We start from the raw sequence: 15,617 nt of genomic DNA on the forward strand, positions 1-15,617 counted from the left end.
CCTGCGGCGGGGGAGGCAGTCCCGATGTTCCTTCGGCGGCCGCCACGGGCGGCACTTCGACGACGTCGACGGGCACGACCACGACCCCGGCCGTGACGACGCCCTCGATCGCCCTGGAGCTCAGGGGGGCCGACAACGCGTCGACGACGACGCTGGCGGCTGCCGGGACCACCGCACGCGCCACCGTGCTCGATGAGTCCGGCCGGCCGGTGGCCAGCAAGCTCGTGACGTTCTCGACCGCCACCGCCGTGGCGTCGCTCACGCCGGCCTCGGGCCAGGCCTTGACCGATGCGGCCGGCGTGGCGCAGGTGCAGGTGGCCCCGGCATCGCTCACGGCATCCGGCGCCGGCACCCTGACGGCGACGGCCGTCGTCGGCACCACGACGGTGACGAAGACGCTCGACTACCAGCTCACGCCGGCGAGCCTGCGGATCGAGGCGCTCGACGTCGGCAGCGGCGCGCTGGCGGCCTACGGCAACCGCTCGGTCTCGGTGCGCGTCACCGCCAACGGCGTCGCGCTGACCACCACGACCGTGCCGGTGACGTTCGCCGCGAGCTGCGGTGCCGCCAACCTGGCGCCCACCACGGTCAGCACCAACGCCGGCGGCCTGGCCAGCACCACCTATGCCGCGATCGCCCCCGAATGCTTCGGAACCAACGTCGTCGTGACCGCCTCCGTGCCGGGCGCGGCGGCGGTGAGCGGCCAGATCCCGGTGGCGGCGGCCCAGGTGGCGAACATCCAGTTCGTCGGCAGCGCGCCTCAGGTCATCTACCTGGCGGGCTCGACCGGCGCGACGCAGGCCGTGGTGACGTTCCGGGTCATCGACTCGAACGGCAACGCCGTGCAGAACCAGGCCGTCACGCTGTCGTTGGTCAATGCCGCGCCGGGCGTCTCGCTCGGACTCGCCGGCAATTCGCTGCCCCTGAGCGCCACGACCGGCTCGGCGGGCCAGGTCTCGGCCGCCGTGTTCTCGGGAACGATCCCGACGTCGGTCCAGGTCCAGGCGCTGATCCCGTCCAATCCCAGCGTGCCCGCGACGTTGTCGAACGTACTCACGGTGGCCTCGGGTCGTGCCGTCCAGAAGGCCACCAGCCTCGCCGTGGGCCAGTTCTCGATCGAGGGATTCAACGTCGACGGCACCAGCACCCCGGTCACCGTCTCGCTGGCCGACCGCCAGGGCAACCCGGTGCCCGACGGAACCCAGGTGAACCTGACGAGCGAGAGCGGCCTGCTCGTGCCGCCCACCTGCCTCACGGCCGGCGGAACCTCCAGCTGCAGCGTGAGCTTCCGTTCGCAGGGCACACGCCCGGCCGACGGCCGCGTCTCCATCCTGGCCTACCTGCCGGGCGAGGAAGACTTCGTCGACGCCAACGCCAACAACGTCCATGACGCGGGAGAAGCGTTCACGGACCTCGGCGACGCCTACCGCGACGACAACGAGGACGACGCCTACGTGGCGGTGGACGACTTCACGGTGCCGCGCGCGTCGCCGGCTCGGGCCTGCCAGGACGTCATCTCGGCGGCCGTGGCGCCGGGCGGCGACCACGGCCGTGCCGACCGGTGCGACGGCGTCTGGGGCACCGCCGACATCCGCAGGCAGACCGTGGTGGTGCTCGCGACTTCCAGCGCCCGCATCGTGGGCGTCAACGGCTCGGCCATCGCCCGGGTCAGGCTCGCGGCCCCGGCGGCGAAGGTCAACGACCTCAACGGCAACATCATGCCGGTCGGCTCGACCATCGCCGTGGCGTCGGCCGACACCGGCTGCACCGTGACCAGCACCGTGACCACGGTGCCCAACGCCGCGTTCGGCAAGGCGGACGTCGTCGCCGGCAACGCGGGTACCATCGTGCCCCTGACGACGACAGGCTGCGTCGCGGGCCAACGGGTCACCGTGACCGTGACGTCCCCCCGTGCCCTGACGACGTCGCGAGAACTAATCTTCGAGTAGGTGCGACGGATGTGGCAGTGGAAAAATCGGATCGACTGACCGTCCTCGTCGGCCTCCCGGGCTCCGGCAAGTCCAGCGTGGGGCGGCGCCTGGCGCAACGGCTGGACCTGCCGTTCTTCGATTCCGACACCGTCATCGAGCAGCGCATCGGCTGCACCATCCGCGACTTCTTCGCGCGGGAGGGCGAGACCCGCTTCCGCGACCTGGAGCAGGAAGTGATCGCCGAACTCGTCGGCACGCGCGGCGCGGTGGTGGCCACGGGCGGCGGCGCGGTGTTGCGGGAAGCCAATCGAGACGCCTTGCGGAGGGGTGCCTATGTCATCTACCTGCACTCGATGCCGGAGGACCTGTACCGCCGGCTGCGCCACGACATGAAGCGGCCGCTGCTGCAGGTCCAGGACCCGCTGGGCCGGCTGCGCGAACTCCACGAAGTGCGCGATCCCCTCTATCGCGCGACCGCGCACGCGACCGTCGAGACGGGCCGGCCCTCCGTGGCCTCGCTGGTCCAGGTGATCGCCGCGCAGCTGGCGCTCGCGGGCGTGCCGGAAGTGGCGGGCGAGTCGAGGCGATCGGAGGGCGTCGACGAACGGGCGGACCGGCCTTCGACGCCGTCGCCGCAACGCCCACGCAGTCATTGAGCCCACGCCGGCCGGGCGGCGCACGGGGACCGCGCTGCCCCTAAACTCGCCGCCATGTCCGCGTCCGCCATCTCCCAGCCCGTCCGCTTCCCGTCCTCGTCGTCACCCGGCGCGTCGCTTCGCGCGCCCGATGCGGCATCGGCCACCGAACGCATCGACATCGACCTGGGCGATCGCGGCTACCCGATCCTGATCGGCGCCGGCCTGCTGGGCGATCCGTCGAATTTCGACGTCGCGCCCCAGGCCGCGAGCGCGCTGATCGTGACCAACACGACGGTCTCGCCGCTCTATGCCGCCACGCTGCAGAAGGCCCTGGCTGCCCGCTACCGCGACGTGCGCGTCATCGCGCTGCCCGACGGGGAGGCCCACAAGGACTGGCCGACGCTCAACCTGATCTTCGATGCGCTGCTCGCGCACGGCAGCGACCGCAAGACCGTGCTGTTCGCCCTGGGCGGCGGCGTGGTGGGCGACATGACCGGCTTCGCCGCGGCCAGCTACATGCGCGGCGTGCCGTTCGTGCAGGTGCCCACGACGCTGCTGGCGCAGGTCGATTCGTCGGTCGGCGGCAAGACGGCCATCAACCATCCGCTGGGCAAGAACATGATCGGCGCCTTCTACCAGCCGCGGCTGGTGTTGTGCGACCTGGACACCCTCGCGACCCTGCCGGCGCGCGAGCTCAGCGCCGGCCTGGCCGAGGTCATCAAGTACGGGCCGATCCACGACATGGCGTTCCTCGACTGGATCGAGGCGAACATCGACGCGCTGGTCGGGCGCGATCCGGCCGCGCTGGCCCACGCGGTGAAGCGCAGCTGCCAGATCAAGGCGCTGGTGGTGGGGCAGGACGAGCGCGAGGCCGGGCTGCGCGCCATCCTCAATTTCGGCCACACCTTCGGCCACGCGATCGAGTCCGGGCTGGGCTATGGCGAGTGGCTGCACGGCGAGGCCGTCGGTTGCGGCATGGTGATGGCGGCGCGCCTGTCGCAACGCCTGGGCGGCATCGACGAGGCCTTCGTACGGCGCCTGACGCGGTTGATCGAGCGCGCCGGCCTGCCGGTGACGGCCCCGCGCCTGGGCGCCGAGCGCTACCTGGAACTGATGCGCGTCGACAAGAAATCCGAGGCCGGCGAGATCCGCTTCGTGGTGATCGACAGGCCCGGCTCGGCACGGGTCTGTGGCGCGCCGGACGCGATGGTGCGCGAGGTGCTGGCCGAGTCCGGCGGCGCGTGATGCGCGATGACTGGCGTGGGCTCGCCTCCGAACGGGTCGCCGGCGGTCACGGCGCGTCGGCCGGCTCCACGATGACCGCTGCCTCCGTCGCGCCATGACGCTCGCGCGCTACGCCAGCCATCCCGGGCGTTCCCGGGGTCGCCGCCACCCGGAGCCGCCGGCGCCTACGCGCGACGACTTCCAGCGCGACCGCGACCGCATCGTCCATTCGACCGCCTTCCGCCGGCTGGTCTACAAGACGCAGGTGTTCCTCAACCACGAGGGCGACCTGTTCCGCACGCGGCTGACGCATTCGCTCGAGGTCGCGCAGTTGGGCCGCTCGATCGCGCGCTCGCTGGGGCTCAACGAGGACCTGGTGGAGGCCATCGCGCTCGCGCACGACCTCGGCCACACGCCCTTCGGCCATGCCGGGCAGGACACGCTCGACGCCTGCATGAAGGACCACGGCGGCTTCGAGCACAACCTCCAGAGCCTGCGCACGGTCGACACGCTGGAGCAGCGCTATCCGCGCTACGACGGCCTGAACCTCAGCTTCGAGACGCGCGAGGGCATCCTCAAGCATTGTTCGCGCGCCGATGCCGAGCGCATCGAGGCGGCCGAGCCCGGCGGCGTCGCCCGGCGTTTTCTCGACCGCACGCAGCCGAGCCTGGAAGCGCAGCTGTGCAACCTGGCCGATGCGATCGCCTACAACGCGCACGACATCGACGACGGCGTGCGCTCCGGCCTGATCGCGATCGAACAGCTGGCCGAGGTCGACCTGTTCGAGCGCCATCGCCGCGAGGCGCTGGCCGAGCATCCGGGCCTGGACGGCCGGCGCGTGCTCTACGAGACCATCCGCCGCATGCTCAGCGCCCAGGTCTACGACGTGATCGACGCCACGCGCGCGGCCCTCGTGGCGCTCAAGCCGGCCGATGTCGACGACGTGCGCCGCGCGCCGCCGCTGGTGCGGTTCGGCGAGCCGATGCGGGGCGAATCGGCGGCCCTGAAACGCTTCCTCTTCGCCAACCTGTACCGGCATCCGCAGGTGATGCAGACCACCGGCCAGGCGCAGGACGTGGTGCGCGAACTGTTCGACCTCTACCTGGCACGACCGCAGGAGATGCCGGCGTCCTTCGCCGATCGCCGCGCCGGCCTGCCGCGCGCCGTGGCCGACTACATCGCCGGCATGACCGACCGCTTCGCCCTGCGCGAGCACGAACGCCTCACGGGCCGGGCGTGGGTGGCGTGAACGTGCCCGCCCGAATCACCGCCGAGGCCGCCGTGGCCGACACGCGCCACTGGCTGGCGCGCGCCGTCATCGGTCTGAACCTGTGCCCGTTCGCCAAGGCGGTGCATGCCAAGGGCCAGGTGCATTACGCCGTGCACCTCGCGGAGGCGGACGACGCCGGCCTGACCGAGATGCTGCTGACCGAGGCGCGGGCACTGACGGTGCTGCCGGCGTCCGAGCGCGACACGACCCTGATCGTCGCGCCCCACGCGCTGGCCGATTTCATCGACTTCAACGACTTCACCGCGCGCGCCGAACGCCGCCTGTCGCGTGAGGGCTTCGACGGCACGCTGCAGCTGGCGAGCTTTCATCCGCGCTTCCAGTTCGCCGGCACCGAGGCCGAGAACATCGGCAACGCGACCAACCGCGCGCCCTATCCGACCCTTCACCTGCTGCGCGAGGCGAGCATCGACCGCGCCGTCGAGGCCTTTCCGGACGCCGAGGCGATCTTCGGGCGCAACATCGAGACGCTCGAAGCGCTGGGCGCGGATGGCTGGGCGGCGCTGGACGTCGGCCCCGGCGGCGCGTTGCGATGACCGTCGTCGCCACGCGCGCGGCAACCCCACGAGATCCGACCATGACCCCCCAGACCGCCAGAGCTCTCGGCACCCCGGGCACCGCCCGCAAGCCTTCGCCGCAAGGCCGGAGCGACCCGGCTCCCCGGCTCGGCAAGGCCGAGCAGGCCGCCGCCGACGTGCTGCAGGAGCTGCGCCCGGGCCAGTCGATCGAACTGCTCAAGGAGCTGCACATCCTCACGCGCGAGGGCCGCCTCAACCAGGACTCGCGCCGCAAGCTCAAGCAGGTCTACCACCTGTTCCAGTTCATCGAGAAGCTGCTGCGCGAGCTGCCCGACGAAGGCGCGCGCGCCACGCTGGCCGACCATGGCGCGGGCAAGTCCTACCTGGGCTTCATCGTCTACGACCTGTTCTTCAAGGCGCAGGCCGAGGCCGGGCAGGGCGCCGGGGCCGGTCGCGTCTATGGCATCGAGACACGCCGCGAGTTGACCGACCGCTCGCGCGAACTGGCCCAGAGGCTGGGTTTCGACCGCATGGCGTTCCTGAACCTCACGGTGGCCGAGTCCACGCACGCGGCCGAACTGCCGCCGCGCATCGACATGGTGACGGCGCTGCACGCCTGCGACACCGCCACCGACGACGCCATCGCCTTCGGCCTGGCCAAGGAGGCGCGTTCCATGGTGCTGGTGCCGTGCTGCCAAGCCGAAGTGGCCGCCTGCCTGCGCGAGACCAAGGCGCTGTCGCTCGCGCGCACGCCGCTGGCCGAGCTCTGGCGCCACCCGCTGCACACGCGCGAGATCGGCAGCCAGCTCACCAACGTGCTGCGCTGCCTGTACCTGGAGGCCCGGGGCTATCAGGTGACCGTGACCGAACTGGTCGGCTGGGAACACAGCATGAAGAACGAACTCATCCTCGCCCGCCGCACCGGCCAGCCCAAGGCCGGCGCGGCCGACCGGTTGCGCGGCCTGCTGGCCGAGTTCGGGCTCGAATCGCTGATGGAGACGCGTTTCCGCCTCGATTGAGGCCGCCGAGACCGACACGCGTCGCCGCATGGCCCGACTGCCCCGACTCACGCTGGCCGACCAGCCGCATCACGTCCTCCAGCGCGGGAACAACCGCCAGCCGATCTTCATGGACGATGCCGATCGCGAGCGCATGCTCGCGCTGATCGCGGAGAACGTGCCGCGCTGGGGCATGGCGCTGCACGCGTACGTGCTGATGGACAACCATTTCCATCTGCTGGCCACGCCCTCGACCGCCGACGGCCTGCCCAGGTTCATGCAGGCGGTCGGGCGCAGCTATGTGCGCTGGTTCAATGACCGGCACGCGCGCACCGGCACGCTGTGGGACGGGCGCTATCGTTCGACCGTGGTTCAGGCGGAACGCTGGCTGCTGCCCTGCATGGTCTCGATCGACCTCAATCCGGTGCGCGCCGGTCTGGTGCCGGATGCGCTGTCCCATCGCTGGTCGAGCCACGCGCACTACGTCGGCGCGCGCCCGGATCGCGCACTGACCCCGCCGCCAGCGTACTGGGCACTGGGCAACACCCCGTTCGCGCGCGAGGCGGCCTACGCGGAACGCGTGGCCGCCGGTCTCGGGGAAGCGGACCAAGCCGTCGTCACGACGTCGCTCCTGCAAGGCTGGGCCGCGGGCGACCCGCGCTTCCTTGCCCGTCTGCAGGAGGCGACGCCACGCCGGGTGGAAAAGCGACGCGCCGGACGTCGTCCCAACAACCCGATCGAGTGACCGCGCGGCGGCAGCGAGCCGCATCCGCGTGTCCCCGCACGCCGATTCAACATGTCCCCAATTGATATTTGAATGAAAAGTTGAGAAATAAATGGGAATCTGACCCCATTTAAAATACTTGGCATTGTTCGTGCAACGAAATATCCTCGCCAAGGGAAGTCTCGCCAGCATCGGCCGGGCTGGCATGCCCGCGACACTTTCCTCTCCCACGAGCCTTGCATCGTGAAGTCAGTCCCACGAAGAAATTGAAGGAACGCGCCCCATGACGACGGCTGCCGAGATCCAACACCTGGAACAGCACGGTCTGTATTCCGCCAGCAACGAACACGACGCCTGCGGTCTCGGCTTCGTGGCGCACATCAAGGGCGAGAAGCGGCACGACATCGTGACGCAGGCGCTCAAGATCCTGGAGAACATCGACCATCGCGGCGCCGTCGGGGCCGACAAGCTGATGGGCGACGGCGCCGGCATCCTGATCCAGATCCCCGATGCGCTCTACCGCGAGGAGATGGCCGCGCAGGGCGTCGCGCTGCCGCCCTACGGCGAATACGGTGTCGGCATGATCTTCCTGCCCAAGGAGCATGCCTCGCGCATGGCCTGCGAGCAGGAGATGGAGCGCGCCATCAAGGCCGAGGGCCAGGTGCTGCTGGGCTGGCGCGACGTGCCGGTCAACCGCGACATGCCGATGTCGCCGGCCGTCAAGAAGACCGAGCCGATCCTGCGCCAGGTCTTCATCGGCCGCGGCAGCGACGTCATCGTGCAGGACGCGCTGGAGCGCAAGCTCTACGTCATCCGCAAGACGGCCAGCGCCAACATCCAGAACCTGGCGCTCAAGCACAGCAAGGAGTACTACGTTCCGAGCATGTCGAGCCGCACGGTGGTCTACAAGGGCCTGCTGCTGGCCGACCAGGTGGGCGTGTACTACCTCGACCTGTCCGACGAGCGCTGCGTCTCGGCCATCGGCCTGGTGCACCAGCGCTTCTCGACCAACACCTTCCCGAAGTGGCCGCTCGCCCACCCGTACCGCTACGTCGCCCACAACGGCGAGATCAACACGGTGCGCGGCAACTACAACTGGATGAAGGCGCGCGAGGGCGTGATGTCCTCGCCCGTGCTCGGTCCGGACCTGAAGAAGCTCTATCCCATCAGCTTCGCCGGCCAGTCCGACACCGCCACCTTCGACAACTGCCTCGAACTCATGACCATGGCCGGCTACCCGATCAGCCAGGCCGTGATGATGATGATCCCCGAGCCGTGGGAGCAGCACTCGACCATGGACGAGCGCCGCCGCGCGTTCTACGAATACCACGCCGCCATGATGGAGCCGTGGGACGGTCCGGCCTCGATCGTGTTCACCGACGGCCGCCAGATCGGCGCCACGCTCGACCGCAACGGCCTGCGCCCCTCGCGCTACTGCGTGACCGACGACGACCTCGTCATCATGGCCTCCGAATCGGGCGTCCTGCCCGTGCCCGAGCAGAAGATCGTGCGCAAGTGGCGCCTGCAGCCGGGCAAGATGTTCCTGATCGACCTGGAGCAGGGTCGGATGATCGACGACGACGAGCTCAAGGCCTATGTCGTCAACACCAAGCCCTACAAGCAGTGGATCGAGAACCTGCGCATCAAGCTCGACAGCGTCGAGGCGCCGGTGGCCGACATGCCCGCGAGCGCCGTGTCGCTGCTCGACCGCCAGCAGGCCTTCGGCTACACGCAGGAGGACATCAAGTTCCTGCTCAGCCCCATGGCCCAGGCCGGCGAGGAGGGGATCGGCTCGATGGGCAACGACAGCCCGCTGGCCGTGCTCTCGAGCAAGAACAAGCCGCTCTACAACTACTTCCGCCAGATGTTCGCGCAGGTCACGAACCCGCCGATCGATCCGATCCGCGAGGCGATCGTGATGTCGCTCAACAGCTTCATCGGCCCCAAGCCCAACCTGCTGGACATCAACCAGGTCAACCCGCCGATGCGGCTGGAGGTGAGCCAGCCGATCCTCGACTTCGCCGACATGGCCAAGCTGCGCAACATCGCCGAGCACACGCAGGGCAAGTTCCGCTCGACCACGCTCGACATCACCTACCCGGCCGACTGGGGCCGGGAAGGCGTCGAGGCCAAGCTCGCCTCGCTGTGCGCCGAGGCCGTCGACGCCATCAAGGGCGGCAGCAACATCCTGATCGTGAGCGACCGGGGCGTCAGCGCCACGCAGGTCGCGATCCCCGCGCTGCTCGCCTCCAGCGCGATCCACCAGCACCTGGTGCGCGAGGGCCTGCGCACCACCAGCGGCCTGGTGGTGGAGACCGGCAGCGCGCGCGAGGTGCATCACTTCGGCGTGCTGGCCGGCTACGGCGCCGAGGCCGTGCATCCGTACCTGGCGATGGAGACCCTGGCCTCGCTGCACGCCGACCTCTCGGGCGACCTGTCTGCCGACAAGGCGATCTACAACTACGTCAAGGCGATCGGCAAGGGCCTGTCGAAGATCATGTCCAAGATGGGCGTGTCGACGTACATGAGCTACTGCGGCGCCCAGCTGTTCGAGGCCATCGGCCTGAACAGCAACACCACCGACAAGTACTTCACCGGCACGGCCAGCCGCGTCGAGGGCATCGGCGTCTTCGAGATCGCCGAGGAGGCGCTGCGCATGCACGCCGCGGCCTTCGGCGACGACCCGGTGCTGGCCAACATGCTCGACGCCGGCGGCGAGTACGCCTGGCGCACGCGCGGCGAGGACCACATGTGGACGCCCGACGCCATCGCCAAGCTGCAGCACAGCACGCGTGCCAACAACTGGAGCACCTACAAGGAATACGCCCAGATCATCAACGACCAGAACCGCCGCCACATGACGCTGCGCGGCCTGTTCGAGTTCAAGCTCGATCCGGCCACCGCGATTCCCGTGGAGGAGGTCGAGTCGGCCGCCGACATCGTCAAGCGCTTCGCCACCGGCGCCATGTCGCTCGGCTCGATTTCGACCGAGGCGCACGCGACGCTGGCCGTGGCCATGAACCGCATCGGCGGCAAGAGCAACACGGGCGAGGGCGGCGAGGACCCGAACCGCTATCGCAACGAACTCAAGGGCATCCCGATCCAGGTGGGCGACACGCTCAAGAGCGTGATCGGCGAGAGCAACGTCGAGGTCGATCTGGCGCTGAAGGTGGGCGATTCGCTGCGCTCGAAGATCAAGCAGGTCGCCTCGGGCCGCTTCGGCGTCACGGCCGAGTACCTGAGCTCGTCCGACCAGATCCAGATCAAGATGGCCCAGGGCGCCAAGCCCGGCGAGGGCGGCCAGCTGCCCGGCGGCAAGGTCACCGAGTACATCGGCAAGCAGCGCTATTCCGTGCCCGGCGTGGGCCTCATCAGCCCGCCGCCCCACCACGACATCTACTCGATCGAGGACCTGGCGCAGCTCATCCACGACCTGAAGAACGTCGCGCCGCACGCGAGCATCAGCACCAAGCTGGTCAGCGAGGTCGGCGTGGGCACGGTGGCCGCCGGCGTGACCAAGTGCAAGAGCGACCACATCGTGATCGCCGGCCATGACGGCGGCACCGGCGCTTCGCCCTGGTCGTCGATCAAGCACGCCGGCGGTCCGTGGGAGATCGGTCTGGCCGAGACCCAGCAGACGCTGGTGCTCAACCGCCTGCGCGGCCGCGTGCGGGTGCAGGCCGACGGTCAGATGAAGACCGGTCGCGACGTCGCCATCGGCGCGCTGCTGGGTGCCGACGAGTTCGGCTTCGCGACCGCGCCGCTCATCGTCGAGGGCTGCATCATGATGCGCAAGTGCCACCTCAACACCTGCCCGGTGGGCGTGGCCACGCAGGACCCGGTGCTGCGCCAGAAGTTCTCCGGCAAGCCCGAGCACGTCGTCAACTACTTCTTCTTCGTCGCCGAGGAAGTGCGCCAGATCATGGCGCAGCTGGGCATCCGCAGGTTCGACGACATGATCGGCCGCGCCGACCTGCTCGACATGAGGAAGGGCATCGCCCACTGGAAGGCCAGCGGCCTCGATTTCAGCCGCCTGTTCGCGCTGCCCATCGTGCCGGACGACGTCCCGCGCTTCCACGTCGAGAACCAGGACCACGGCCTGGAGCACAACCTCGACACCAAGCTCATCGAGAAGTCGCGCGCGGCCATCGACAAGGGCGAGAAGGTGCAGTTCATCGAGGTGGTGCGCAACGTCAACCGCACCGTCGGCGCCAAGCTGTCGGGCGCGCTGACCCGGGTGCATCCCGAGGGTCTGCCCGACGACTCGATCCGCATCCAGCTGGAGGGCACGGGCGGACAGTCGTTCGGCGCCTTCCTCGCGCGCGGCATCACGCTCTACCTGATCGGCGACGCCAACGACTACACCGGCAAGGGTCTCTCGGGCGGCCGCATCGTGGTGCGTCCGAGCCTGGACTTCCGCGGCGAGGCGGTTCGCAACACCATCGTGGGCAACACCGTCATGTACGGCGCCACCACCGGGGAGGCGTATTTCTGCGGCGTCGCCGGCGAGCGCTTCGCGGTGCGCCTGTCGGGTGCGACGGCGGTCGTCGAGGGCACCGGCGACCACGGTTGCGAGTACATGACCGGCGGCACGGTCGCCGTGCTGGGCAAGACCGGGCGTAACTTCGCCGCCGGCATGAGCGGCGGCGTGGCCTTCGTCTACGACGAGGACGGCCAGTTCGCCTCGCGCTGCAACCTGTCGATGGTGTCGCTGGAGAAGGTGCTCACGAAGGCCGAGCAGACCGCCACGGTCGATCGCGGCATCTGGCACAACGCCATGACCGACGAGGCCCAGTTGCGCAAGCTGCTGGAGGACCACCACCGCTGGACCGGCAGCAAGCGCGCGCGCGAACTGCTCGACGACTGGACGGTCAACCGGACGAAGTTCGTCAAGGTGTTCCCCAACGAGTACAAGCGCGCGCTCGGCGAGATCCACTACCGCAAGACCCTGGTCACCTCGACCGGCAACGACGCCCAGGCCGGCCTGCAGCCGAGCGTGACGGCCGCCCGCAAGGGTGCGGCCGTCTGACGACGGCGACCCCACAGAAACCAAGAACCAAGGACAGCACGATGGGAAAGATCACCGGCTTCATGGAGTACGAGCGCATCGAGGAGGGCTACAAGCCCCCGACCGAGCGCCTCAAGCACTACAAGGAATTCGTCGTCGGCCTCGATGCCAAGCAGGCCCAGGTCCAGAGCGCGCGCTGCATGGATTGCGGCACGCCGTTCTGCAACAGCGGCTGCCCGGTCAACAACATCATTCCGGACTTCAACGACCTGGTCTATCGCGACGACTGGCAGAACGCCTTCGCGGTGCTCGACTCGACCAACAACTTCCCGGAATTCACCGGCCGCATCTGTCCCGCCCCGTGCGAGGCGGCCTGCGTGCTCAACGTGAACGACGACGCGGTGGGCATCAAGTCGATCGAGCACGCGATCATCGACCGCGCCTGGGACGAGGGCTGGGTCAAGCCGCGCGTGGCCAAGCACCGGACCGGCAAGAAGGTCGCCGTGATCGGCGCCGGCCCGGCCGGCATGGCGGCGGCGCAGCAGCTCGCCCGCGTCGGACACGACGTCACGCTGTTCGAGAAGAACGACCGCGTGGGTGGCCTGCTGCGCTACGGCATTCCCGACTTCAAGATGGAGAAGACGCACATCGACCGCCGTGTCGAGCAGATGAAGGGCGAGGGCGTGACCTTCCGCCTGGGCGTGGTCGTCGGTGCCGCCAAGGACCCGATGGGCAAGGGCTCCAAGGTCACCAACTGGGCCAAGGAGACCGTGACGCCCGAGCAGCTCGACAAGGAGTTCGACGCCGTGGTGCTCACGGGCGGCGCCGAGCAGTCGCGCGACCTGCCCGCGCCCGGGCGCGAGCTCGACGGCATCCACTTCGCGATGGAGTTCCTGCCGCAACAGAACAAGGTCAACGCGGGCGACAAGCTCAAGGGCCAGTTGCGCGCCGAAGGCAAGCACGTCATCGTGATCGGCGGGGGCGACACCGGCAGCGATTGCGTGGGCACCAGCAACCGCCACGGCGCGGTCAGCGTCACGCAGTTCGAGTTGATGCCTCAGCCGCCCGAGGAAGAGAACCGGCCCATGACCTGGCCCTATTGGCCGTACAAGCTGCGCACCAGTTCCAGCCACGAGGAGGGTTGCGAGCGCGAGTTCGCCATCTCGACCAAGGAGTTCATCGGCGACGGCAAGAAGATCACCGGCCTGAAGACCGTGCGCGTCGAATGGAAGGACGGCAAGATGGTCGAAGTGCCGGGCAGCGAGCAGATCCTCAAGGCCGACCTGGTGCTGCTGGCGATGGGTTTCGTCAGCCCGGTGGCGAGCGTGCTGGACGCCTTCGGCATCGAGAAGGACGCCCGCGGCAATGCCAAGGCGACGGTGGAGTTCACCGGTGGCTACGCGACCAGCGTCCCGAAGGTGTTCGCCGCCGGCGACATCCGGCGCGGCCAGTCGCTGGTCGTGTGGGCGATCCGCGAGGGGCGGCAGGCCGCGCGCGCGGTCGATGAATTCCTGATGGGCTACAGCGACCTGCCGCGCTAAAGCCTTACGGGCGGGCCCGGCGAAACCGTCGTGACGCCACAACGCCGGCTCCCTTATCATGGAGCCAACCGCAAGCCGGGATTTCCCTGAAGGGGACGCCCGGCTTTTTCTTTTCGATGAACGCCAGCACCTCCCCACCCACCGCCCTTGTCGAGTTCCGCGACGTGACCTTCGGTTACGGCGAACGCGCGATCCTGGACGGCGTGTCCTTCGCCATTCCGCGCGGCAAGGTGACGGCACTCATGGGTGCTTCCGGCGGCGGCAAGACCACGGTGCTGCGCCTGATCGGCGGCCAGGTGCGCGCGCGCGCCGGCGAGGTACTGCTCGACGGCGCGGACATCGGCCACATGGATGCCAAGGCGCTCTATGCGGCCCGGCGTCGCATGGGCCTCCTGTTCCAGTTCGGCGCGCTGTTCACCGACATGACCGTTCTAGACAACGTCGCTTTTCCCCTGCGCGAGCACACCCAATTGCCCGAGTCGCTGGTGCGGGACATCGTCCTCATGAAGCTCGACGCCGTCGGCCTGCGCGGCGCGCGCGATCTGATGCCCAGCGAGGTGTCCGGGGGCATGGCGCGGCGCATCGCGCTGGCGCGTGCGATCGCCCTGGACCCCGACCTGGTAATGTACGACGAGCCCTTCGCCGGCCTCGACCCGATCTCGCTGGGCACCGCGGCGCGCCTGATCCGCCAGCTCAACGACACCCTGGAGTTGACCAGCGTCGTCGTCTCGCACGACCTGGAAGAGACCTTCCGCATCGCCGACCACGTCGTCATCCTGGCCAACGGCGGCGTGGCGGCCCAGGGCACGCCCGACGACGTGCGGCGCAGCACCGATCCCCTGGTGCACCAGTTCGTCCACGCGCTGCCCGACGGGCCGGTGCGTTTCCACTACCCGGGCGTGAGCGTCGAGGACGACTTCGGTCCCGTGCAGCAGGCGCTCGTGCCCAAGGAGCCGGCATGAGCCTCTGGAAGCCGGCCGATCTGGGTTTCGCCGTGCGCGGCAAGCTGGCCGACATCGGCCGTGGCGCACGCCTGTTCCTGCAGCTGGTGCGCCATGGCGCCGCGACCCTGGGCCGCTTCGGCCTGGTGCGCGACCAGATCCATTTCCTGGGCAACTACTCGCTCGCGATCATCGCCGTCTCCGGCCTGTTCGTCGGCTTCGTCCTGAGCCTGCAGGGCTACAACCTGCTGCAGCGTTTCGGTTCGGCCGAGGCGCTCGGTCTGGTGGTGGCGCTCGGGCTGCTGCGCGAACTGGGACCGGTCATCGCGGCGCTGCTGTTCGCCGGCCGTGCCGGCACCGCCCTCACGGCGGAGATCGGACTCATGAAGGCCGGCGAGCAGCTCAGCGCGATGGAGATGATGGCGGTCGATCCCGTCCGGCGCGTTCTGGCGCCGCGCTTCTGGGGTGGCGTCATCGCCATGCCGCTGCTGGCATCGGTCTTCAGCGCGGTCGGCATCCTGGGCGGCTACATCGTCGGCGTGATGCTGCTGGGGGTCGATTCCGGTGCGTACTGGGGCCAGATGCAGAGCGGCGTCGACGTCTGGACCGACGTGGGCAACGGTTTCATCAAGAGCGTCGTCTTCGGCATCACCGTCACGTTCGTGGCGGTGCACCAGGGCTACGAGGCGCTGCCCACGCCCGAGGGCGTCTCGCGCGCCACGACCCGCACGGTCGTCGTTGCCTCGCTGGCCGTGCTCGGCCTCGACTTCCTGTTGACCGCGCTGATGTTCAGCGTCTAGGAGAAC

The 15,617-nt window shown here is 69.2% G+C and carries 11 protein-coding genes; all 11 read left to right on the forward strand.

Annotated features, from left to right (window positions below; translation table 11 throughout):
• Nucleotides 1-92 precede the first annotated feature (92 nt).
• The 11 genes from NF681_06170 to mlaE all read left to right on the forward strand — a co-directional run bounded on the left by NF681_06170 (nt 93) and on the right by mlaE (nt 15,611).
• Entirely contained in the window at nt 93-1,949 is a 1,857-nt protein-coding gene (locus tag NF681_06170) for an Ig-like domain-containing protein (GenBank protein UST54778.1), read from the forward strand.
• Between the two features lie 35 nt (nt 1,950-1,984).
• Complete coding sequence (locus tag NF681_06175) at nt 1,985-2,587, forward strand: shikimate kinase (protein ID UST55687.1); 603 nt, start codon at nt 1,985-1,987, stop codon at nt 2,585-2,587.
• A 54-nt stretch (nt 2,588-2,641) separates the two neighbouring features.
• Nucleotides 2,642-3,814: a 3-dehydroquinate synthase gene (aroB, locus tag NF681_06180; protein ID UST54779.1), complete on the forward strand. Its 1,173-nt coding sequence runs from the start codon at nt 2,642-2,644 to the stop codon at nt 3,812-3,814.
• A 94-nt stretch (nt 3,815-3,908) separates the two neighbouring features.
• Nucleotides 3,909-5,042: a deoxyguanosinetriphosphate triphosphohydrolase gene (locus NF681_06185; GenBank protein UST54780.1), complete on the forward strand. Its 1,134-nt coding sequence runs from the start codon at nt 3,909-3,911 to the stop codon at nt 5,040-5,042.
• Nucleotides 5,039-5,617 carry a DUF1415 domain-containing protein gene (locus NF681_06190; protein UST54781.1) on the forward strand — a complete coding sequence of 193 codons (579 nt, stop codon included), beginning with the start codon at nt 5,039-5,041 and terminating at the stop codon, nt 5,615-5,617. Before NF681_06185 ends, NF681_06190 begins: the two co-directional genes overlap by 4 nt.
• 41 nt (nt 5,618-5,658) lie before the next feature.
• Entirely contained in the window at nt 5,659-6,618 is a 960-nt protein-coding gene (locus tag NF681_06195) for an SAM-dependent methyltransferase (protein UST54782.1), read from the forward strand.
• A 28-nt stretch (nt 6,619-6,646) separates the two neighbouring features.
• Entirely contained in the window at nt 6,647-7,342 is a 696-nt protein-coding gene (locus tag NF681_06200; protein UST54783.1) for a transposase, read from the forward strand.
• 262 nt (nt 7,343-7,604) lie between these two features.
• Nucleotides 7,605-12,350 (forward strand): glutamate synthase-related protein, encoded by a 4,746-nt coding sequence (locus tag NF681_06205; protein UST54784.1) that lies wholly within the window; start codon nt 7,605-7,607, stop codon nt 12,348-12,350.
• A gap of 41 nt (nt 12,351-12,391) precedes the next feature.
• On the forward strand, nt 12,392-13,870 hold the full coding sequence (locus NF681_06210; GenBank protein UST54785.1) for a glutamate synthase subunit beta: 1,479 nt from the start codon (nt 12,392-12,394) through the stop codon (nt 13,868-13,870).
• A 116-nt stretch (nt 13,871-13,986) separates the two neighbouring features.
• A complete protein-coding gene (locus tag NF681_06215) occupies nt 13,987-14,832 on the forward strand; it encodes an ABC transporter ATP-binding protein (GenBank protein ID UST54786.1) in 846 nt (281 codons plus the stop codon).
• Entirely contained in the window at nt 14,829-15,611 is a 783-nt protein-coding gene (mlaE, locus tag NF681_06220; protein ID UST54787.1) for a lipid asymmetry maintenance ABC transporter permease subunit MlaE, read from the forward strand. Before NF681_06215 ends, mlaE begins: the two co-directional genes overlap by 4 nt.
• Nucleotides 15,612-15,617: the final 6 nt, after the last annotated feature.

It is taken from the genome of Comamonadaceae bacterium OTU4NAUVB1 (assembly GCA_024372625.1).
Taxonomy (GTDB): Bacteria; Pseudomonadota; Gammaproteobacteria; order Burkholderiales; family Burkholderiaceae_C; genus Variovorax.